The sequence below is a fragment of the Chryseobacterium sp. T20 genome, from assembly GCF_047345655.1.
Classification (GTDB): Bacteria; Bacteroidota; Bacteroidia; order Flavobacteriales; family Weeksellaceae; genus Chryseobacterium.
Genome location: NZ_JBLFDU010000015.1, coordinates 76,491 through 98,290, shown reverse-complemented (window position 1 = coordinate 98,290; position 21,800 = coordinate 76,491). Strand labels below are relative to the sequence as shown.

Annotated in this window: 18 protein-coding genes and 1 pseudogene; 1 reads left to right on the top strand and 18 read right to left on the bottom strand. The window is 42.4% G+C overall.

Features of this window, described 5'->3' with window-relative positions; translation table 11 throughout:
* Positions 1-43: 43 nt before the first annotated feature.
* The 7 genes and pseudogenes from traK to ACMA47_RS23110 form a co-directional block, all read right to left on the bottom strand.
* Positions 44-667: a conjugative transposon protein TraK gene (traK, locus tag ACMA47_RS23140; protein ID WP_413931678.1), complete on the bottom strand. Its 624-nt coding sequence runs from the start codon at positions 665-667 to the stop codon at positions 44-46.
* Positions 668-669: 2 nt separating this feature from the next.
* The gene (gene traJ, locus ACMA47_RS23135) at positions 670-1,695 is read right to left on the bottom strand and encodes a conjugative transposon protein TraJ (RefSeq protein WP_413931666.1); all 1,026 of its coding nucleotides are present in this window, start codon (positions 1,693-1,695) and stop codon (positions 670-672) included.
* 15 nt (positions 1,696-1,710) lie between these two features.
* The gene (locus ACMA47_RS23130) at positions 1,711-2,343 is read right to left on the bottom strand and encodes a DUF4141 domain-containing protein (RefSeq protein ID WP_413931665.1); all 633 of its coding nucleotides are present in this window, start codon (positions 2,341-2,343) and stop codon (positions 1,711-1,713) included.
* A gap of 22 nt (positions 2,344-2,365) precedes the next feature.
* Positions 2,366-4,940 (bottom strand): annotated as a pseudogene (locus tag ACMA47_RS23125) (TraG family conjugative transposon ATPase).
* Positions 4,937-5,305, bottom strand: a complete 369-nt coding sequence (locus ACMA47_RS23120; protein ID WP_413931664.1) for a DUF4133 domain-containing protein — start codon at positions 5,303-5,305, stop codon at positions 4,937-4,939. Before ACMA47_RS23120 ends, ACMA47_RS23125 begins: the two are co-directional and overlap by 4 nt.
* Entirely contained in the window at positions 5,292-6,146 is an 855-nt protein-coding gene (locus ACMA47_RS23115) for a DNA adenine methylase (protein WP_413931663.1), read from the bottom strand. Before ACMA47_RS23115 ends, ACMA47_RS23120 begins: the two co-directional genes overlap by 14 nt.
* 26 nt (positions 6,147-6,172) lie before the next feature.
* Positions 6,173-6,481: a DUF4134 domain-containing protein gene (locus ACMA47_RS23110; RefSeq protein ID WP_002981486.1), complete on the bottom strand. Its 309-nt coding sequence runs from the start codon at positions 6,479-6,481 to the stop codon at positions 6,173-6,175.
* A gap of 564 nt (positions 6,482-7,045) precedes the next feature.
* Here ACMA47_RS23110 and ACMA47_RS23105 point away from each other — a divergent pair.
* Entirely contained in the window at positions 7,046-8,245 is a 1,200-nt protein-coding gene (locus tag ACMA47_RS23105; protein ID WP_027374817.1) for an alcohol dehydrogenase catalytic domain-containing protein, read from the top strand.
* Positions 8,246-8,360: 115 nt separating this feature from the next.
* On the opposite strand, the gene ACMA47_RS23100 is transcribed toward ACMA47_RS23105, so the two are convergent.
* From ACMA47_RS23100 to hxlA, 11 genes are all read right to left on the bottom strand, one after another.
* Positions 8,361-9,266 (bottom strand): helix-turn-helix domain-containing protein, encoded by a 906-nt coding sequence (locus ACMA47_RS23100; protein ID WP_413931662.1) that lies wholly within the window; start codon positions 9,264-9,266, stop codon positions 8,361-8,363.
* Positions 9,267-9,380: 114 nt separating this feature from the next.
* A complete protein-coding gene (locus tag ACMA47_RS23095; RefSeq protein ID WP_027374815.1) occupies positions 9,381-9,635 on the bottom strand; it encodes a SemiSWEET transporter in 255 nt (84 codons plus the stop codon).
* 53 nt (positions 9,636-9,688) lie between these two features.
* Complete coding sequence (gene uvrA / locus ACMA47_RS23090; protein ID WP_413931661.1) at positions 9,689-12,253, bottom strand: excinuclease ABC subunit UvrA; 2,565 nt, start codon at positions 12,251-12,253, stop codon at positions 9,689-9,691.
* 17 nt (positions 12,254-12,270) lie between these two features.
* Entirely contained in the window at positions 12,271-13,164 is an 894-nt protein-coding gene (locus tag ACMA47_RS23085; RefSeq protein ID WP_123870229.1) for a bestrophin family protein, read from the bottom strand.
* Between the two features lie 148 nt (positions 13,165-13,312).
* A complete protein-coding gene (locus ACMA47_RS23080; protein WP_413931660.1) occupies positions 13,313-14,464 on the bottom strand; it encodes an iron-containing alcohol dehydrogenase in 1,152 nt (383 codons plus the stop codon).
* Positions 14,465-14,755: 291 nt separating this feature from the next.
* Positions 14,756-16,402: a glucose-6-phosphate isomerase gene (pgi, locus tag ACMA47_RS23075; protein WP_413931659.1), complete on the bottom strand. Its 1,647-nt coding sequence runs from the start codon at positions 16,400-16,402 to the stop codon at positions 14,756-14,758.
* Between the two features lie 63 nt (positions 16,403-16,465).
* Positions 16,466-17,341 carry an AraC family transcriptional regulator gene (locus ACMA47_RS23070; protein WP_061084744.1) on the bottom strand — a complete coding sequence of 292 codons (876 nt, stop codon included), beginning with the start codon at positions 17,339-17,341 and terminating at the stop codon, positions 16,466-16,468.
* A 14-nt stretch (positions 17,342-17,355) separates the two neighbouring features.
* Positions 17,356-18,084: a 6-phosphogluconolactonase gene (gene pgl / locus ACMA47_RS23065; protein ID WP_413931658.1), complete on the bottom strand. Its 729-nt coding sequence runs from the start codon at positions 18,082-18,084 to the stop codon at positions 17,356-17,358.
* Positions 18,077-19,597: a glucose-6-phosphate dehydrogenase gene (gene zwf, locus ACMA47_RS23060; protein WP_214588894.1), complete on the bottom strand. Its 1,521-nt coding sequence runs from the start codon at positions 19,595-19,597 to the stop codon at positions 18,077-18,079. Before zwf ends, pgl begins: the two co-directional genes overlap by 8 nt.
* An 11-nt stretch (positions 19,598-19,608) precedes the next feature.
* Positions 19,609-21,006 (bottom strand): NADP-dependent phosphogluconate dehydrogenase, encoded by a 1,398-nt coding sequence (gene gndA / locus ACMA47_RS23055; protein ID WP_413931657.1) that lies wholly within the window; start codon positions 21,004-21,006, stop codon positions 19,609-19,611.
* Positions 21,007-21,137: 131 nt separating this feature from the next.
* Entirely contained in the window at positions 21,138-21,767 is a 630-nt protein-coding gene (gene hxlA, locus ACMA47_RS23050) for a 3-hexulose-6-phosphate synthase (protein WP_061084748.1), read from the bottom strand.
* Positions 21,768-21,800 lie beyond the last annotated feature (33 nt).

Sequence of the window (21,800 nt, the reverse complement as noted above, 5' to 3'; positions counted from 1 at the left end):
GAACCATAACGCTTCCCCCTTTTAAGGAGAGAACTGATTTTCTCTACCGCTCTATCACTTCCTCATCCTTATTGGAAAGGACTGAAAATTTTAACATCTGGAAGCCCTGTGGATTGCTGTCTGACCGGACGCTATTGAGCAGATTGCATGATGTGACAAGGCTCCTTCGGGTAAGATTACTGGACCGGATGATAAACTGCTTGGCGTAGGTGGTGACAGAATAAGGATAAGTATTAAAATCACAGACCACACTGTCCACTTCAACTCTTTGCTGAATGTTCCCGGAGATAATCCTGTTATAATACCCCTTTTCAGAAAGGTCACGATAATAATCAAAAGCACTTTTATCCGCCAGGTCGAACGCCCGTTTCATATTGCTTTCAATCGCAGCTTTATCTGGTGCCAGCGTAAAAAAAAGCTCATGGAACCTCCTGACATGCTCACGTGCCTCAACGGGGCGGTTTATGCTTGCATCCTGTGAGAGTGCCAGCATCAGCGATTTTCCCTGATCAAGAACATAAATTTTCTCCCGTTGTACCGATGCAAAGGAATATGATTTCCAGACTGCAAAAGCTGCTACCGCTAAACACAATATTGCAAAGACAATTGCGTATAGCCTGATCTGCTTGAAACTGTTTTCAATATTTCTTAATGTTTTGAATTCCATAATCAATTGCTTTTTTGTCCCTGTCCATTGCTCTTATTATCCAACAGTTCACCCCCGATATTCCCCACTGCAGCTCCGGCAGCGGCAGCGCCAACATTTCCTGTACGCATCGCAGCCTGACTGACATTACGGGTAAAGTTTCCTGCACCTCCAGCCTGAATGATCCAGCTGGTAACAGTTGGAATGGTAAAGTATCCAACAATTCCTATGATCATAAAAATCAGATAAACGCTATTTTCAGGATCGGGCACAAATGAGGGGTCACTTAAGAGCTCTATATCCCGCTGGACGCTCATGGCATTTATTTTCGCCAGCATTGCGCTGAAAAGATCAGCAACCGGAAGCCACAGATATACACTTATGTACCGTGTAAGCCATTGGTTGAGCGTACTCTGAAAACCATCCCACACAGAAATAGCAAAAGCAATGGGTCCGAGTATCGAAAGAACAATTAAAAAAAATGAACGGATCGTATCCACAACAAGTGCCGCCGCCTGAAATAAAAGTTCCAGTAATTCGCGCAACTGCTGCTTGATTTCCTGCTTTATATTATAAACCGCCTGATCCCTGTACATATTCATCATCGTTGCAATGTCTTCAAAAGACCAACCCAGATCATCAAGCTTTTTGTCGAATTCCTCGTCCGAGACCAGATAGGCCGTTGCGGGATTCCGCAACATCGCTTCTTTTTCCAGTACATCTTTTTGCTGTTGCAAAGTGTTTAGATCCAGAACCTGTCCTTCCAGCATAGAGTGTGTACCCTTAACAATTGGGCTAAGTACACCGTTAATTGTCCCCAATACTATCGTCGGGAAGAACATGATGCAGATGCCTATTGCAAAAGGTCTCAGTAAGGGAAAAACGTCAATAGGTTCCGCCCGGCTCAGTGCCTGCCAGACCTTTAACGCCACATAAAACAGAGCTCCCAGACCCGCAACTCCTTTTGCGACAACTGCCATCGTTTCCGACATCGGGACCATTTCATCATAGAGGCCCCGAAGGATCTCATGTAAATTATTAAATTCCATAACCGTAAGAATTTATTACCAATATTTTTGATTAGCTGTACCATATAAGTCCATGACACGCTTGGTGTCATTCTGCTTTTTTGCACGCAGGATACTGACAGAGATATTTTTGTTCGTAAAATATCTTACCAGGCTATGGTACTCCTTTACCTCCTTGTAGACACGGTCTATAATCTCCATACGCTCCTTATCATTCAGTGAAAGGCTGCTGGAACTTACGATCTGCTTCAGTTCCTTGAGCAGTTCTGTACTCTCATTTAGCAGCGATGAATACCCATTTCCAATTGCTACCAGTTCCGCTGCAGAGAAGTTTTTGTCGTTCAGCATACGGGAAAAATTATTGACATAAAGATTACTGACATCCCCGACCAAAAGGACGGTCTGTTGCACTTTTCTCCCATCTTTCACCAGGTTGTTGACGGCCTTTAATTTGTCATAATACTCTTTGCCTTGTTCATACACTTTTTTGACTTCGTTAAAATTCTTCACCACATTACTTACAGTATTTGAGGTTTGTACAATCTCATTCGCGCTGTTCAGAACACCTGAGATCAGATTGCCCGGATCAGTTACAACCCATTGTGCTTTTACTTTTTGTGTTATGGTAATTGCCATTACCATAAACACGGTCATTAATAAATTTTTCATTTTTCTAAATTTTTAAGATTGTTTAATTATTGGGATGATCGCCGGGCGTTAACCCTTTGATCTTTTTCAGTGAGATTTTTTTTATGGCGGCTTCAACATCCCCGCCCATTTCATGCGCTAGATCCATCACTTCCATTTTCTCCGATTCCTCCGTGGTGTATGCCAGATACTCCTGCTCGCTCACTTCTGTCGCGTAGACCGCTGAATGCGTTCCTCCAAGTCCTATCCATACTTCCTTATATTTGCGGTTCGGATCATTGTCCTGATTGATCGAAAGTATCTGCGATTTTTCCCGTTCTGTAAGCCCGAGCATATTCTGGATCTCGTCAAATTTATTGGCGTATTTCCGTTGGTCGAGCAGGATCTTGCAGTCACTGTTGTTGATGATTGTTTCTTTGACTATGGGAGATTGTATGATGTCGTCTACTTCCTGTGTGACCACTATTGCCTCACCAAAAAATTTTCTGACGGTTTTAAACAAATATTTTAAATATTCTGCCATCCCCTCTTTAGCAATTGCCTTCCAAGCCTCCTCTATGAGTATCATCTTACGGATACCTTTTAACCGACGCATCTTATTGATAAAGACCTCCATAATGATGATCGTAACCACAGGAAACAGGATTTTGTGATCTTTGATTGCATCAATTTCAAAGACAATAAATCTCTTATTAAGCAAATCGAGCTCTTTTTCTGAGTTTAGCAAATAATCGTATTCACCACCTTTGTAATAGGGTTCCAGCACATTTAAAAAGTTCGCCAGATCAAAATCTTTCTCCCGAACTTCTTTGTCCTGCAGAATCTTTTTGTAGTCCCCCTTGATATATTCGTAGAAAGCATTGAAACAAGGTCTTTCAGAACTATTCTTAATTCTTTCGATATATCCTGCGACTGCATTGGACAGTGCCACTTCCTCACTACGTTTGGGAGCTTCGTCGTCCCTTTTCCATAATGTAAGGATCAAGGTCTTAATACTTTCTCTTTTCTCGATATCGAAGACATTATCTTCGGTAAAAAAAGGATTGAATGAGATCGGGTTTTCCTCGGTATAGGTGAAATAAATCCCGTCTTTTCCCTTAGTCTTACCTTTGATCAGTTCGCAAAGACCCTGATAAGAATTACCTGTATCGACTAATAGTACATGAGTTCCCTGCTCATAATACTGTCTCACCATATGATTGGTGAAGAATGATTTTCCACTTCCATTTTTGGGTGGGTTGGCGGGCTACTCAATTAAGAATAGCCCGCCAACCCCCAGATGGCCCTAAAATGAAACGGTTTCTATTCGTGATAATCCCCTTTTTCATGGGAAGATCACTGATATCCAAATGCACAGGTTTGCCAGTCAGTCTGTCCGCAAGCTTGATCCCAAAAGGAGAAAGTGAATCCTGATAGTTGGTCTCCTGCGTAAAAAAACACAGTGCCGGTTCGATGAAAGTGTAAAAGGATTCTTCGGCTGGAAAATCACCGGCATTCCCCGGAATTCCCGCCCAATATAGAGTGGCGGCATCTACTGTGTTATGACGGGGTTTACATTCCATAAGAGCAAGTGCACTCCCGACATCATTTTTCAGGTTACGCAGATCATTTCGGTCTTCACTCCACGCAAATACATTATAATGGGCCCTGATCGATGGTGAACCGTGGGAGTGTGCTTCATTCAGATAACGCTCTATCCATTCTTTATTGATCTGGTTCGCCCGGCTATAACGTGCCAATGAGTGCATATTTCTGGCGGACTTCTCAAATTTCTTAAGGTTTTCAGAACTATTATCGATGAACAGGTACTGGTTATAGATATGGTCGCAACTGAGCATCAGTCCCACAGGACTGGCAAAAGACAACATACAGTCACTGCGATCTGTGGAAAGCCTATCATAGCGATTGCAGTCAGAAACAGCTCCCGGAAGATCGTCTGTACTGGATAAGGTATGAAGTACCATCCTCTTACTTCCGATCCTAAGTTCCTCTGCTCCCAGAGCCATATCCTGCAGAACGGGGTTGGCATCACGTGACAGTGTAAAATACTGTTCAAGGATTCCGGTTTTCCCTTCGCTCCCCAATATTTCAGCTTCACTCAGCTGATCCATTGTTATATGACCACTGTCATTGATGATACGCTGGAACTGGCTTACCGATTCCAGGAAACGCCGCATTCCTTCTTTATCCCTTATTTCTTTTGGAACAAGATTGCCCTTGCACAAACTGCTAAAATTGCTCTGGGACTGCATCCGTGCCTTTGTTGTTTTCGTCAGGAAAATATAACAGTAGTGATTCAGAAACGGTCGCTCATTAAAATGCAGCTGGAAAGAACGTGACAAAAAACTATGTTCACTTTTTTCAAGATCCGGCTGGTAGTTTTCCTTTAGATACCAGTCCTGTTTGTGCAGGATACTATAATCCGGCAAAGTCTTGATCGCTTTACTCCATGAGGAATGAATGGATTCGTACACATCCGTGCCCACCGTAAAAATTTCCGGTAGCCTTACACGGAAACACACGGTAAGGTCTCCTTCTTTCGATATAATACAATCGTTCTCAATTGCCAGGAGAGGAAAACGGCTTTCTAATGTAGTTGTTTTAGAGATATTTCTCATGATAGCCTTGAAGATTTAGTGTTAAAATTTTGGATTTTCTCACCTTTTGCAACTGGGTATTTAAGGTAAGATTGGACAGGTTTACGGGTGATGATAAATTGTGGATGCTTTCTTTTTGCACCTAGCTTCATCAGCCCATGTTCACCGTACTTGTTGTTCAGACTGAAAGTTTTCCAAATGATCAGCGATGCAGAAATACAGCCGACCGAAAGGCAGATATACATATTTACATCAGCCATGTACAGCACCATAACCAGGATCAGGACCAATAACAATCCTCCGGCAAATCCGAAGAGATACTGCGCTTTCAACCCTTTAAATTCGACTGTACAGCCGATACCTTTATTGATGTTATAGGTTTTCATGTTCTTGGGATTTAAAGTTTAGGGTGCCCTGCACGATTGCAAGGTCATAGTTGGCGGTAAGTACTTCGATCTTTTTCTTGGGTACTTTTCCCGAATGTTTATCGACCAGCACCTCTTTCTGCATTTTGACAGTATGCCAGTCAAGATCGCGGCTGAATTTGTTCAGGATATCACTCGGGTAACTGCTCAAAAGAAACTTTCCCTTCGTATTGGATAGACACAATAGCAGAGATTCAAAATCATGTTTGCTATACCCATCGTAATGACCGCAGTCACTGTTAAAATAAGGCGGATCACAGTAGTGAAAGGCCTTTTCGTGATCGCGTGAATTGATGATCCTAATGGCATCTGTATTTTCGATCTGAACATTTTGAAGGCGTATTGCATAATCTTCACAGAATGACGCACGCTTATTGCTCAATCTTTTGGAAGAAGTCTGATCCCGTACATCGTAACCCCATGAATCGCCGATTTTTGCGCTGAAAGACTGGTTACATAAAACCCAGACTGCCCAGGCCCGTTGTAATCTGTCAAAGAGATGGGGATTGTTATAGATCACAAGCGCATCACTATGGAGCGACCTGCTGTGTAGTGTGATCCTTATCATTTTTTCCAGTTCAACAAACTGATTTTTCACCATCTCACAGAAGTTGATCAGCTCACGGTTGTAATCGTTGATCACCTCAACCTCAGATCTCGGTTTCGACCAAAAAATTGTGCCTCCTCCCACAAACGGCTCTACGTAGGTATAATGGGGTGGAATAAGCGGAATAATGATCCTGGCCAGCTGTTGCTTTCCGCCATAATAGGTCAATGGCGTTACCATCTTATTTTTTGACATAATTGAAAAAATTTAAGAGGGTTAGCCTAAAGGAAAAATGATCTTAAGATGGTCGCTGCTACGATCAGGAATATACAGGCACCGAACCAGCTCGCCGCTGTCTTTGAAGTGTCAGGGTCGCCCGAACTGAATTTGTTGTACACTTTCACGCCGCCGATCAGTCCGACCACAGCACCGATAGCATAAATCAGCTTTGTTGCTGGATCAAAATAGCTGGTAACCATTTGCGTGGCTTCCTGGATACCTGCAGCGCCATTTCCCTGCGCAAAAGCCCCATTGCTGATAAGCGAAATAAACAGCAACGCCAGCAGAATTTTTTGTCTTGATTTTTTCATGTTTCATTACATTTTAAGTTTGTAATACCCGCCTTTACGGGCTTGGAAACAAAGGTGTCTCAGATAGGATCGGATTTGGGGGCAGGTGGTATCAGACGTACTAAGTTTGCCGTTGTTTTCCTAATGTGAGTACCGGGAAACAAAAAAACCGTCAGGCTTTAGAAGCTGGTGGTTATGCATTTTTTTGAAAATGATTCCAGTAATTTCTTTTACTGATTCATATCTTACTTATTCGCGTTTAGTATTCATTACAGATTTGGTTTATCCCAAAAATAAAATTCTGGTAAGTCATTATTCCCGAACATTATTGGATAAAATTTTATACTAAAATCTTACAAAAATAGGTCTCGCTCCATAAATTATAAGTGCTTTAAAAAGCAACGTTTCTACTATTCTCATCATAATTGGATCACAGAGCAATAGAACGATCCTTGATATTAGAATAAGCATTCTCCGTTACTGAGTTCAACATGTTTTACCAGACTAAATATTGCTTAATTTTAATTTATAATCCTCACAGAATGAGGGAAAACAAACATTTATAAACCATCAAAATAAAACATTATGGCTAGTAACAGAGGAGTGGTCTACAAAGGCCCATGGAACTTAGAAGTAAATGAAATTGCCTATCCCACATTCCAGAACCCCAAGGGAAAGGACATTCATCATGCGGTAATCATTAAAGTGGTCTCCACAAATATTTGTGGAAGTGATCAGCACATTTTTAGGGGACGTTTCTCAGTACCTGTGGGACACGTATTGGGTCATGAAATCACAGGCGAAGTAGTTGAAATTGGAAAAGACGTAGAATTCATCAAGGTAGGTGACATCGTTTCAGTGCCTTTCAACGTTTCCTGCGGACGGTGTAGAAACTGTAAAAATGGAAATACCGACGTCTGCGAGACCGTTAATCCGGATGCCCCTGTTGGCGCTTATGGGTTTGACCTGGGAGGCTGGTTAGGTGGCCAATCTGAATATTGTCTTATCCCCTATGCTGACTTTCAGCTTCTTAAGTTTCCTGATAGAGAACAAGCACTGGAAAAGATTTTAGATCTCACATTAGTATCTGACATCCTTCCAACAGGATACCATGGTGCATACGCTGCTGGTGTGACAACAGGATCAACCGTTTATATTGCTGGTGCCGGACCTGTGGGACGCTGTGCTGCAGAATCAGCAAAGCTTCTTGGAGCTTCCTGCGTTATTGTGGGAGATATGAACAAGGAGCGGTTGGAACTTGTCAAACAGGCCGGAATGGAAACCGTTGATCTTACCCTTGATGCAAGCGTAGCAGAACAGATCGAACAGATTCTCGGTGTACCCGAAGTGGATGCCGGTGTGGATGCCGTAGGTTATGAGGCACATGGACATGGTGATGAAGACTACAAAAAAGAAAATCCCAACGCAGTTATCAATGATCTTTTCGATGTTGTCCGCGCAAGCGGAGGTATAGGGATTCCAGGTATCTATACTCCTTCTGACCCAGGAGGACGTGATGAGAACGCCAAACACGGAAAACTGACTGTCGACTGGGGAAAAGGTTGGCTTAAGTCATTGCATATTCAAACGGGAATGGCTCCAATTGGACGTTACAATTATCAAATTATGCAGGCTATTCTATGGGGCCGTATCTCGATGAAAACGATCATGAACCCGCAGGTTATCAGCCTTGACGAAGCACCACAAGCCTATAAAGACTTTTCGGATGGTTCAAGCAAAAAGTTTATTATCGATCCACATGGCATGATAAAAAACCGTTCGTAAACTCATGTAGAGCGAAAATAAAAAGTAAAGGTGGGGCATCGAATAAATGTCCCACCTTTTTTTAATTTCTCAGCTTAACCAATTACATACCTATTTAACGCGCACTTTGCGTTAATCAGTGTCTATATTGGCCCGGAGAAAGCCCTTCAAGCCTTTTAAAAATTTTAATGAAATGATTCACATTATTAAAACCTGATGCATAACAGGCTTCGGTCACAGTAACGGAACTGTCTGCCATTATTTTTTTTGCATGGTTTATGCGCGTGCGCAGAACAAATTCCAAAGGAGTTATGCCCAGTATATTTTTAAAATATTGATAAAAAGATGATTGGCTCAAACAGCATTCTCTTGCCATCTTTTCAACAGTTATTTTTTCCGTAAGATGCTTATGCACATAATTGATTGCCGGTTGAATTCGATTGTCATACATTGATTGATTGCTGTTCACTGACAAACGGTTCTGGGTCTGAAGAAGCCTTAATAGAAGTACTTTAAGAGACAGGTCCGCAATTGCCTCTTTTGCAAAACCTTCCTCCATACTAAGGTTAACAAGTTTATTGAGACTTGCTACCAGCTGCATGCTATTCTCGAAATGCTGATGCGAAAAATCAAGTTTCCATTCAAAAGGTGCCTGATGATTTGAATATCTCTCATTTAGATAGTCAAGATTTTTGTGAACAGTATCCCAGTCCAGCGTCAGAGTGATACATTGCACGGGACGATTTTCATCTGCGTCTGGAAAACCTACATTCATGGTTAGTCCGTCAGGAAGGATCACACTTTGACCGGGCAAAAAGTCAAATGCCTCCTGACCCTCCACGGACATCACTTTTTTACCTCTCATCATACTTGAAACCACCAATCCACCACTATATGAAAGTATTACATTGTCACTTTTATGAAATGTTTCAAATATGTTGAGCTCACAGTTCGGAAGATTAAAAGTCCTCCGGTGCTCCAGTCTGGAATCCAATTTAGAACTGTCGCTTAAATTTACGGGAGTTATCCGATAAGATTTCATACTTAAGTCTTTATATATTTACTATTGACCAAATAAAATTTACTTAATCCCAATTTTCGCAGCCGCCAGATTTGATCGCAGTGTGCCATACATTTCGGATCTGCACCTGTTAAATCACTTTCTGGAAATAATACAGTAAGCCAGGAGGGATAAATTGACCAGAACGGCAAAGGCATTCGATAGGATGATTTGCCAATCTTGTTTCATGATTCCATACCAGACCCACAGGGAAAGGCCTGAAAGTAAAACAATAAGTGTTAAGATTGAAATGTCATCCGCATTTCTGGTTCTTATCACCTTTATCAATTGGGGCATCATTGCAAATGAAGTTAAGACACCTGCAATGAGTCCAATTACGTCTGTATTCATACGACATATTTATTTTGTTAATAGCGGACATTTCGTCCTTTAATTTTCATTTTTTAAACATAGGCAGCCAAATATTTAGCTGTTTTGCTTTGCTTATTCTTAGCTACATCCCTGGGAGCTCCTTCAGCAATTATCTTTCCGCCATCTTTACCCGCACCGGGTCCAAGATCTATCACCCAGTCACTGGAAGCCACAACATGCATATCATGTTCAACCGTAATCACGGTATTTCCGGCATCAACCAAAAAATTCAGCTGACCTATCAATTTTTCCACATCAGACGGATGCAGTCCTGTCGTTGGTTCGTCCAAAACGTACAAGGTTTTCCCTTTTTGGGTACGCTGCAGTTCCGATGCCAATTTGATACGCTGTGCTTCTCCCCCGGATAATTCAGTGGCCGGCTGTCCAAGACGTATATAACCCAAACCGACCTGTCTGAGGACTTCAAGACTTTGCCTTAAAGACCTGTCGCTGCTGAAAAAATCCCAGGCCTGATCCACAGTCATGTCCAAAACTTCGGCAATATTTTTATCGTCATACTTTACTTCCAGTGTTTTCTCATTATACCGGGTTCCCTTACAGGTCGGACATGGTGTATAAACACTGGGAAGGAATAACAGTTCTACCATAACAAACCCTTCTCCTTTGCAGTGTGCACATCGTCCCTTCGCTACATTAAAAGAAAAACGTCCCACATCATATTTCCTTTTTTTAGCTAGCTCAGTTTCAGCAAATAATTGCCTTACCCTGTCAAACAGCCCCGTATAAGTTGCCAGATTTGAACGTGGTGTTCTGCCGATTGGCTTTTGGTCAACTCTTACCAGCCGTTTGATGTGTTCCATGCCGTTTGTGATAACACCTGAAGTATGAATATTGGTTTCCTGTGACAGTTCAGGCTGTTCATCGCTGCTTTCCTCCATATCCTGTCCCAAATAATCCGATATCAGGTCTACCAGTGCCTGACTTACCAGACTGCTTTTACCTGACCCTGAAGTACCTGTAATACTGGTGAGAACGCCCAAGGGAATTGACACATCCAGGTTTTGGATATTATTTCTGGTGATATTACTTGCTCGCAGCCAGTGCTCAGCTGTCCTGACAACCTCTTTGGTAACAGGAACCGGATCAATATAATGACGAGTTACCGACCGTTCTACAGATTGTAGTCCTTCCAGAGGACCGCTATATAATATCTCTCCGCCATTGGCTCCCGCCTGTGGCCCAACATCCACAACCCAGTCACAATGCCGGATAATATCAACCTCATGCTCTACGATAAACATTGAATTGCCCGCATCTTTCAATTTTATCAAAACAGCCAACAAGGCTTCTGTATCTGCAGGATGAAGACCCGCTGAGGGTTCATCCAGAACGTAAATTACCCCAAACAGATTAGAGTGTACCTGTGTCGCCAGCCTTAACCGCTGTAATTCGCCGGGAGAAATACTTGGCGTGCTCCGCTCCAGCGAAAGATAGCCCAGACCGAGATCAATCATGATTTTTAACCGGGCAACAAGATCTATCGCAATATTTTGGGCAACGATCGCTTTCTCAGGATGTTTATCCTTATCTTTAGATAAAAATCTACCTTCCGCATATGGGGTAAAAATAGCCATCAGCTGAGATAACGACTGATTGGATAGATCAGCGATGTCGAATCCCTCAAATTTTACAGCCAAAGATTCTTTTTTTAATCTCTTTCCGTGACATTCCGAACATTCCGTATTCAGCATATACTGTGATACCCGTCTCTTCATCATCTGACTGTTGGTATTTGCAAATGTTTGCAGAACATAGCGTTTGGCACCGGTAAAAGTTCCCATATAGCTTGGCGGCAATTTCATTTTCACTGCGCGGTTTACCTCCGCCGCAGACAGCCCTGAATACACGGGTACTGTAGGTGTTTCATCGGTAAACAGTATCCAGTCCCGGTCTTTTTTCGGCAGATCCTTCCACGGCTTATCGACATCAAATCCTAAAGTCATCAAAATCTCCCGGAGATTTTGCCCTTGCCAAGCCGATGGCCAGGCAGCCACAGCCCGTTCACGTATTGTCAGGGAATCATCCGGTACCATCGATTTTTCTGTGACATCGTAGATGCGTCCGATACCATGGCATACAGGACATGCTCCTTCCGGCGTATTTGGAGAAAATCCTTCTGCATAGATGATAGACTGTTTTGGCGGATAATCCCCTGCCCGGGAATATAACATCCGCAATAAATTGGAAATAGTCGTTACACTTCCCACTGTAGAGCGGACGGTAGTTCCTCCCCTACTCTGTTGCAGGGCAACAGCCGGAGGCAGTCCATGAATGGCACTGACTTCCGGAACATTCATTTGATTAAATAAACGTCTTGCATAGGGTGAAACTGATTCCAGATATCTTCGCTGTGCTTCCGCATAGATCGTACCGAATGCAAGAGAAGATTTACCGGAACCCGATATCCCCGTAAACACGACAAGTTTATTTCTCGGAATATCGACATCAACATCTTTTAGATTGTGTTCCTTGGCTCCCCTGACACGTAAAAAACCCTCGAAATTCTGTTCGCTTGGACTTTGATCTGAAAGGCCTCTCTTATTAGAGCCTTCTGTATTTTTACCAAAAATTTTCATAAAATAATGCTTTAAGGTTACATAAGATAAAATCCCTGCGGCTCAATCGGATCTGGGATTTCCTTCTCATTTAATAGTTGACGGATATTGATCTCTATCGTTCGTGAAAGTGCGGTCATAGGCGTATCCGTAGGGCTGTTGCTGAAAGGATCCTGAAGCCTATGCGCTAGCATTTCCAAGAAAAAAAACATCATCGAAACCGAAATAAGAATGACAACCTGCAGCACAATGTTTAAGTGGAACGAGGATGACAGACTCAGAAAAACGGCAAACAAATAGATGGCGGCATGCAATATCTGCCCAAATGTGGGTGGAAAAACGGTATTTTTAATCCGCTCTGCCCTCCCCATCGATGCTACCAGATCATTTAATGTTTTTTCTATCTGAAGCAGAGCAAATTCATTCAGCAGCTTTTCATCATAAAGTTTTTTCAAGCATCCATTCTGTAATTGACTGATCGCAAGGGGAACATTTGAATGTTCTTGGAGCTTTTTAATTTCCTCTTCGCTGAGCAAATCTTCCAGAACAGGCCAAATATCCTGCCGCCTCAATGATCTTTCTAAGGCTCTGCACCAGCCAATCTGATAATGGGAAATTTTAGCCACATCTACGTTTTCAGTTTTCACATAAAGCTGGAGCTGCAGGATCAGAGAACGGCTGTCATTTACGATTGCTCCCCAAATGGTACGGGCTTCCCACCACCGGTTATAGGACTGGTTGATTTTATACGATAACAGAATCGAGATCGCAATACCCAATGTTGTCGCTATCTGAATGGAAATATCCGGCGCATAATCTGGTAAATAATATGGTAATAGACCAAAAGTAACCCCCAGAAGGGCAACTGTAAACAATTGTACCTTAATTTCATTTAATAGAAATTTAAATGGAACTCTGCGGTTTATAATCATGGGATTTTCTATTTAACATTATTATTACTATACAATTCAAAATAAGAATTTCCGATTCCAATTTAATAAATATAGCTCCAAAATATCAAATGGAGGAAAGTGATCCACCCTAAATTAAAGGGTAAACCACTTTCTTTATCAAACTTGTTTAATTCTGATAGATATCGCCTTCAAAAGAAGCATTGTAAAGATCTTTTAAGTCCTGTAAAGTCGGTTTACGCGGATTGAAACCTGTACATGGATCTTCTAAAGCATTTTTGCTGATGAAATCCAGATTTTTCTCCCAGTCTTCACGGGAAATACCGAATGCTTTAAGTGAACCTATGTTATTGACAGACGCTCTAAGTTTCTCAATTTCCTGAGCCAGCTCCTCTGCTGATGTCCTGCCAACAATTTTGGCCAGATCAGGGTATCTGCTTGTTGCTGTCTGATTGTAACGGATCACATTTGGAAGGAATATCGCGTTGGCTGCACCATGGGGAATACCATAAAGGGCGCCAACTTGATGCGATAATGAGTGTACAATACCCAACCACGCATTATTAAAAGCTAAACCTCCCATAAATGAAGCATCGTGCATGTTTTGACGAGCCTTGATATTGCCCGGATTATTCACCGCTTCTTCCAGATTCTGAAAAACAATTTCCAGACCTCCTTTTGCCAGTACATCTGCATAGTTGTCTTCAATATTCGACACATAGGCTTCCACACAATGTGTCAAAGCATCCAGCCCCGTATTTGATGTGATGTGAGCCGGCATTGAAGCACATATTTCTCCATCTACAATTGCGATATCCGGAGTTAACTCGTAAGAAACGATCGGATACTTCACCCCCTTTTCTCTATCAGTGATAACCGCCAGACCTGTTGTTTCTGTTCCTGTACCACTTGTAGAAGGGATCGCTACAAATTTAGCCTTCTGGCGTAATGTCGGAACAGTGAAAGGTTTTGTCATTGCCTCAAAATCGGCATCGGGATATTCATAGAAGACCCACATCATTTTTGCCGCATCGATTGCAGAACAGCCCCCAAGACCAACAATCCAGTCCGGTTTAAAATCACGCATCACTGCAGCTCCCTTAAGACTTGTTTCCGAAGACGGATCTTCTTCAACACCGTCAAAAACAGCAGTTTTAAGTCCTGCTTCGTTTAAATAGGAAAGTGCTCTATCTAAGGTCCCACTTCTTTTCATTGATTGTCCACCAGTTACAATGATCGCTTTCTTTCCTGAAAGGTTCTTTAATTCTGATAAACTTCCAGCTCCGTGAAATACTTCGCTGGCAACAAATAACTTGCTCATATTTTTATTTTAAATTTCTTATACAAAATTACTGCAATGACAGAGGCTGATGTTATACATTGAATATTATATGATATACATTTGCTCCCTTATGAATAAACAACTGAAATTAAAACAAAAAGGCAGACAACTACCATTATACTATTGAAAATCAAATACTTCACACGGAACACAACATTCATTGTTATACATTTAATCACTGACATACAGCATATTTGGTACTGTATTAAGTATAAAAAGCAGAAGTAATAAACTTCTGCTTTTTATACTCGGAGTAAAACCTATCCTGAATCAGCGCCAGGACTTATATTGATTGATCAACCCATTGGTAGATGAGTCGTGGCCCTGAACCTGGTGATCCTCCTGAAGTTCAGGTAAGATAGCATTAGCTAATTGTTTACCAAGTTCAACGCCCCATTGATCAAAGCTGAAAATGTTCCAGATGACCCCTTGCACAAAAATTTTATGTTCATAAAGAGCGATCAGTTTACCCAATGATTTTGGCGTTATCTTTTTCAGCAAAAATGAATTTGTCGGACGGTTTCCCTGAAATACCTTGTATTTACGCTGCTGCTCGATTTCATCAGCTGATTTTCCTGATCCCTGCAGTTCGGTTATCACTTCCTCCGCCGATTTTCCGTTCATCAGTGCTTCGGTCTGCGCAAAAAAATTGGACAATAGTATTTTATGATGTTCTCCCAGCGGATTTAAACTCTGAGCAGGCGCGATGAAATCCGCAGGTATCAGCTTCGTCCCCTGATGAAGTAACTGATAAAACGCATGCTGTCCATTGGTGCCGGGTTCGCCCCAGACTATAGGTCCTGTCTGATAATCAACAATATGACCGTTACGGTCGATATATTTACCATTGCTTTCCATATCCCCCTGTTGAAAATAGGCAGCAAAACGGTGCAGGTATTGATCATACGAAAAAATACCCAAGGTCTCAGCACCATAAAAATTGATATACCAGATCCCCAAAAGAGCCATGATTACGGGAATATTCTTTTCAAAGGGAATATGCTGAAAATGCTCGTCGGCCTCATGGGCACCCTCCAATAACGCCTGGAAATTAGCATACCCTATTCCAAGACTGATGGACAGACCTATTGAGGACCATAATGAATATCTTCCCCCTACCCAGTCCCAGAACACAAACATATTACGCGTATTGATTCCGAACTTTTCCACCTCAGCTTCATTCGTGCTCAGCGCAACAAAATGTTTTTCGATATCTTTTATTTCAGCCCCCGCCTCAAGCAGCCAAGAACGCGCACTATGGGCATTGGCCATGGTTTCCTGGGTGGTAAATGTTTTGGAAGCAATAAGAAAAAGTGTGGTTTCAGGATTCACTTGCTTGAAGACCTCAGAAATGTGCGTACCATCGACATTCGATACAAAATGCAGATTCAGAGGCGTTTTATATGCTTTTAAAGCCTCCGTTACCATGACGGGGCCGAGATCTGACCCACCGATCCCAATATTGACAACATCAGTTATCGCCTTTCCCGTATATCCAGTCCAGCTTCCCGAAAGTACATCCTGTGTGAAATTTTTCATCTGGTCCAGTACTTCATGAACCTGGGGTATGATATTCACTCCATCAACAGTAACTACCGCATTTTTTGGCTGGCGCAGTGCTGTATGCAGAACAGGCCTGCCCTCCGTTGCATTGATCTTGTCTCCAGCGAACATTTTATCAATCGCCTGGTCTAGTTTCACCTCTTTTGCCAGCTCCAGCAAAAGGTTCAGCGTCTCTTCTGTAATTCTGTTTTTTGAATAATCAAACAGTATATCGCCCCATTGCACTGAAAACGTGGAGAACCGATGGGGATCTTCTATAAATAAATTGCGGATCTGCACATCTTTTATCATCTGGAAATGTGCCGTAAGCTTCTGAAAAGCCGCTGTATCTTTTAAATTAACCGTTGGTAACATATGTTTAAGATTTATGTTACAAACCTAGTTCAATTCTCCGGCGGTCACGCAACCAACTTATACCTATGTCTTATACATTTGCGCCAATTGCTGCTGCAGGTCCGTGGGTGTTTCATCAAGCTTAGCCTTAACAAACTTGTTAAGTGCAGCGGGTGAGTTGAAGCCAAGTTCGAAAGCAATTTCCTTATGGGAATAGCTGGAGAGCAGCAACAGCTGCTTGATCTCATTCATGATCCTTGCGTGGATGGTTTCGATCGAGGTCAGCCCCGCGGTTTTCTTGGTGATCTCATTTAATTTTTTTGGTGAAATAAGCAATTTTTCCGCATACCAGCTTACTGTACGTTCTGTCTTGTAATGCCGCTCCAGTAATTCTAAAAATTTCCCATAGAGTTTTGTATTTTCATTGGTCAGTTTATTCTTGTCCCACTTCGTGTGGACAAACTCGACCAATTTAAGTAACGTTATCTTGATGTAAAACCGTGCCTGTTCTTTCTTTACCGATGTCAGGTCATGGTATAATTTTTCTATCTGATCCAACAGCAACTCTACTTCCTTGGTCTCCGCTACGGGCAGTTCAATATGATTGAGTTTGACAGAAATGTTGTGATTGTAAATACTCAGCTCATTTTTAAGGATATCCGAACAGAACAGCACTTCATCAAACAGGATCATCTTGCCCTCAAAGTTACTGCTGATCTGTTCTTTTGATGATAGCTGTCCAGGAAATATAACACAGATATTATTTTCGGTCACATCGTACCGGCGGTCCTCCACCTGCATTTTCATTTTGCCTTTTTTAACAAATAATAGACAAAAATGGTCTTTTGTATGCGGTTCCCTATATTCCTCCAGTGCATTCCTGTCCAATTCAAAAATATGAAAGGGCGTGATTGCCCTTTCAGAATTATGCTGAATATCTTTCAGATGATGTGTGATCATATTTATTTTTTATATTAAATATTGCCGTGCAAATATTTGGCTGCTTTTTTGTCTACCAAAAATAATAATTCTCCCTGAGATGGCGCAAGCAATTGTGCCGGGTATATTCTGGGGTTATAAGGCCCCTCGATAACCTCTTTGAGAGCTTCTGCCTTCGTTTCTCCAAAAGCGATCACGAGCAGTTTTCGTGCCCTGTTAAGAAAAGGGGCCGTCAGTGTAATCCTGTACATCTGCTGCTGTTCCAGATAATACGCAGTGACCCAATTTTCTTTTTCATCCAGCGCCACGGTTCCCGGAAACAACGAGGCAGTATGCCCATCTTGTCCCATGCCAAGAAGGATGAGATCCATTCTGCCATCACTTCCCAGCATTTCTTTTAATAATACATTATATACAGCAGCGAAATCCTCTGCTGTTATACCGTCCCGGTACATGGGAAAGACATTGACCGGCCGAACAGGCACTCTGTCCAAGAGCTGCTCATAGGACATCCTGGCATTGCTCAGGTCATTGTCAAGTGGCACCCACCTTTCATCTCCCCAGAAGATCAGTACTTTGGTCCAGTCGATCTGGTTTTTATACTGATCTTCCGATAGTAACCTATACAGGCCTTCCGGTGAAGATCCGCCTGTCAGTGCAACAGCAAAATATCCTTTCTGCATAATCGCTTCATTTGCAGAACTGATAAAAACCGCTGCAGCTTCTTTGAAAATTTCTTCTGTGGTCGCAAATATATTAAGCATCTTGTTCCTTTTTAAATTTTTCGGCAGAAGTAGATAACCAGTGATGCCCCTGTCTCTTCAATAAATCATCCGCAGCTGCAGGCCCCGCACTTCCAGCAGCATACGTGTCCATCTTTGGCGAATTTCCGCTTTCCCAGGCGGTCTGAATATTGGAGATAACATCCCAGGCCTCCTCCACCTGATCCGAACGCATAAAAAGAGTAGAATCCCCGTCAAGAGCATCCAGGAGTAAGGTTTCATAAGCTTCAGGAGTTTCCGATGAACATTCAAAATAGTCGAATACCATTTCAGCCGGTTTCAGCTTCATGTCCAGACCTGGTTTTTTGGTCATGAACGACAGCCTGACGTCCATTTCTGGCTGGATATTGATCACCAGTTTATTGGGGAACAGCATATTCAGATCATCTCGAAATGTCGTGCACGGGACGTCTTTGAAACTGATCACGATGGAAGATTTTTTTTCCTGCATGCGCTTGCCCGTCCGCATATAGAACGGTACCCCGCGCCAGCGTTCATTGTCAATGTAAAACTTCATCGCAACATATGTTTCGGTATTTGACTTTGGATTCACTCCGGGTTCTTCCAAATAGCCAGATTTCTTTTTACCGTCAATCTCTCCCTCGGTATACTGTGCTCTTACCGTATAATGTCCGATATCCTCAAGGTTGATCCTTCTGACACTTTTGAGCACGTCTACTTTACGGTCCCTGATCTCTGACGATTCAAATGCAGCGGGAGCTTCCATGGCAATCATGCAGAGAATCTGCATCAAATGGTTCTGGATCATATCACGGAGAGCCCCTGACCCATCATAGTATCCGCCCCGGTCTTCAACGCCGACAGTCTCCGCAACGGTAATCTGTACAGAATCGATATAATTATTATTCCACAATGGTTCAAAAATGGTATTTCCAAAACGGAAAGCCAGGATATTCTGTACATTCTCCTTTCCAAGGTAATGATCGATCCGGTAGATCTGCTCCTCCTTAAAAGTCTGCGAAAGGAGCTTATTGAGCGCTACGGCCGAAGCCTTATCATACCCAAAAGGTTTTTCAATGATCATCCTGTCCTGATCAACATTCTCGGTCAGACCTGCATTTTTTAAGCTATTCGATACCGTTTCAATAAAACTGGGTGCCACCGAAAGGTAAAACAGACGGTTGGATCTGATCCCCAAGTTTACATCAATGGTATCAAGTTCATTTTTCAACCGGATAAAAGATTCCTCCTGTGTTATATCAAATCTGATAAATTTAATTTTCTCACTGAAATTATTCCATTGTTCCTGGGAGAATTTTTGGATTCTTGAAAATGTCCTGATATTTTCAAGGATATAATTCCTGAATTCTTCCTGTGTCTGTTCCGTTCTTCCCAGTGAAAGAACTTCAAATTCCTCGGGCAACCAACCCTCCAGGAACAGATTGAAAAATGCAGGAAATAATTTTCTTTTCGCCAAATCTCCTGTTGCCCCAAAAACTACGATCGAGGTTGGCTTTTTATCATTATTTTTCATTTTATTTAATTTTAAGATTCCCAACGGGTATGGAATACGCCTTCCTTATCAGTTCTTTCATAAGTATGCGCTCCAAAAAAATCCCGTTGTGCCTGAATAAGGTTCGTAGGCAAATTTTCTGCACGGTAAGAATCGAAATATGACAGTGCATTCATCCATGCCGAAACAGGTGTACCATTCTGAATGGCATCCCGAATGATGGACCGGATACCTGCCTGTGATGCATTTAACTTGGCAGCAATCTCCCTGTCAAGTAGAATATTTGCAAGATCCGGCTGTAAAGCGAACACCTTTCGGAAGTCTTCCAGAAGTGTCGCACGGATGATACAGCCCCCACGCCAGATTTTACACACGGTCTCCAGATTCAATCCATAACCATAGGTATCAGATGCCATCCTAAGCTGGGCAAGCCCCTGTGCGTATGTGCTAATAATCGCGAAATAAAGACCGGCCTTCAGATGTTCCAGATCAACAGGATCAACTTTTGACGTATTTTGCCAGGTCAGCAGCTTCGATGCCTGAATCCTTTCCAATTTATATTTGGACATGTCCCGCATATTCACAGCAGCGTCGATCACAGGTACGGGCACCTGAAGATCCATTGCATTTTGAGATGTCCATTTACCTGTCCCTTTGGATTTAGCCCAGTCTGAAATCAGATCCACCAGGAAAGTATTCTCTTCTTTTCGCTTTAGAATAGCTCCGGTAATTTCAATGAGAAAGGAATTCAGTTCTTCCCTGTTCCACTGTTCAAATGATTCCTGTATCACTTCATGCTCCAGATGATAGACATTCTTCATTATATCATAGGTCTCTGCAATAAGCTGCATAATTCCATATTCTATACCGTTATGAACCATCTTCACATAGTTGCCCGCTGAGCCGTTACCCAAAAATTCAACGCATGGTGCATCATCAACTTTTGCAGCAATTGCTTCAAAAATGGGGCGTAATCGCTCATAAGCTACCTTATCACCTCCGGGCATCATACTCGGCCCCCTTCTGGCCCCGCTCTCACCACCTGAGATTCCCATACCAAAAAAGTGGATTCCCTTTGACGAAAGTTCCTGATACCTCCTGTCGGTATCAGAAAAATAGGTATTGCCCCCATCGATTATTATATCGCCCTCATCCAGCAAGGGAAGTAAAGTTCCTATTGCCCCGTCAACAGCAGAACCCGCAGGAACAAGGAGCATTATTGCTCTCGGACTTTCCAGAGATTTAACAAAGGATTCCGGATCAACGGTTGCAAAAATCTGATGGTCTTTCTGTGCTTCATTCTGCAATGAACCTGCCTTCTCCTGATCCATATCCAGCCCGGCCACAGCAAATCCATGATCCGCCATATTGAGCAATAAATTTCGGCCCATCACACCCAGGCCTACTATACCAAAATTATATGTCTTCATTTTCTAAATCTTTAAATATTCTATTTATATCATTCTTCACTACAGTTAAAAATTGAGCAGATTTGATTCGTAGAATAAAGTCTTCCCTGTTAGTACAGAGAAGACTTCGAAGGATAATCCGACTTTCTGATTTATGCTGTGATGGCTTCTTTCAGGGCTTTAGCTGCTGCAGCTGGATCCTGGGCACCATAGATGGCTCCTCCGGCAACAGCTACTGCTGCACCAGCAGCCACGACATCTTTAATCGTGTCAAGATTTACACCACCGGCAATCGAAAAAGGAACCTGTGCCTCGCGGCCCTCACCGATAAGTTTTTGCACGTTATAACCCGGCTGCGCCTGTTCATCAAGGCCAGCATGCAATTCAACAAATGCCACACCAAAGGCTGTAACTTCTTTGGCACGTTGTACACGGTCTTTTACACCGATCGTATCAACTACTACTTTTTTACCGGCTTTTTTTGCTGCTTCTACCGCACCTTTGATCGTGGAATCATCAACAGCACCCATTACGGTTACCAGATCCGCACCTGCATTGAATGCCATTTCTGCTTCTAATGCACCTGTATCAGCTGTTTTCAGATCCGCAAAGACCAATTTATCGGGATGCGCGGATTTCATTGCGGTGATCACTTTTAGACCTTCAGCTTTGATTAAAGGTGTTCCCAGCTCGATGATATCCACATAAGGTGATACTTTTGCAGCCAAATCAAGGGCTGCTTCTGTAGTCAATAAGTCAATCGCTACTTGTAACTTAGTCATAATATAAAATTTTAATATTTATTTAATTGTATT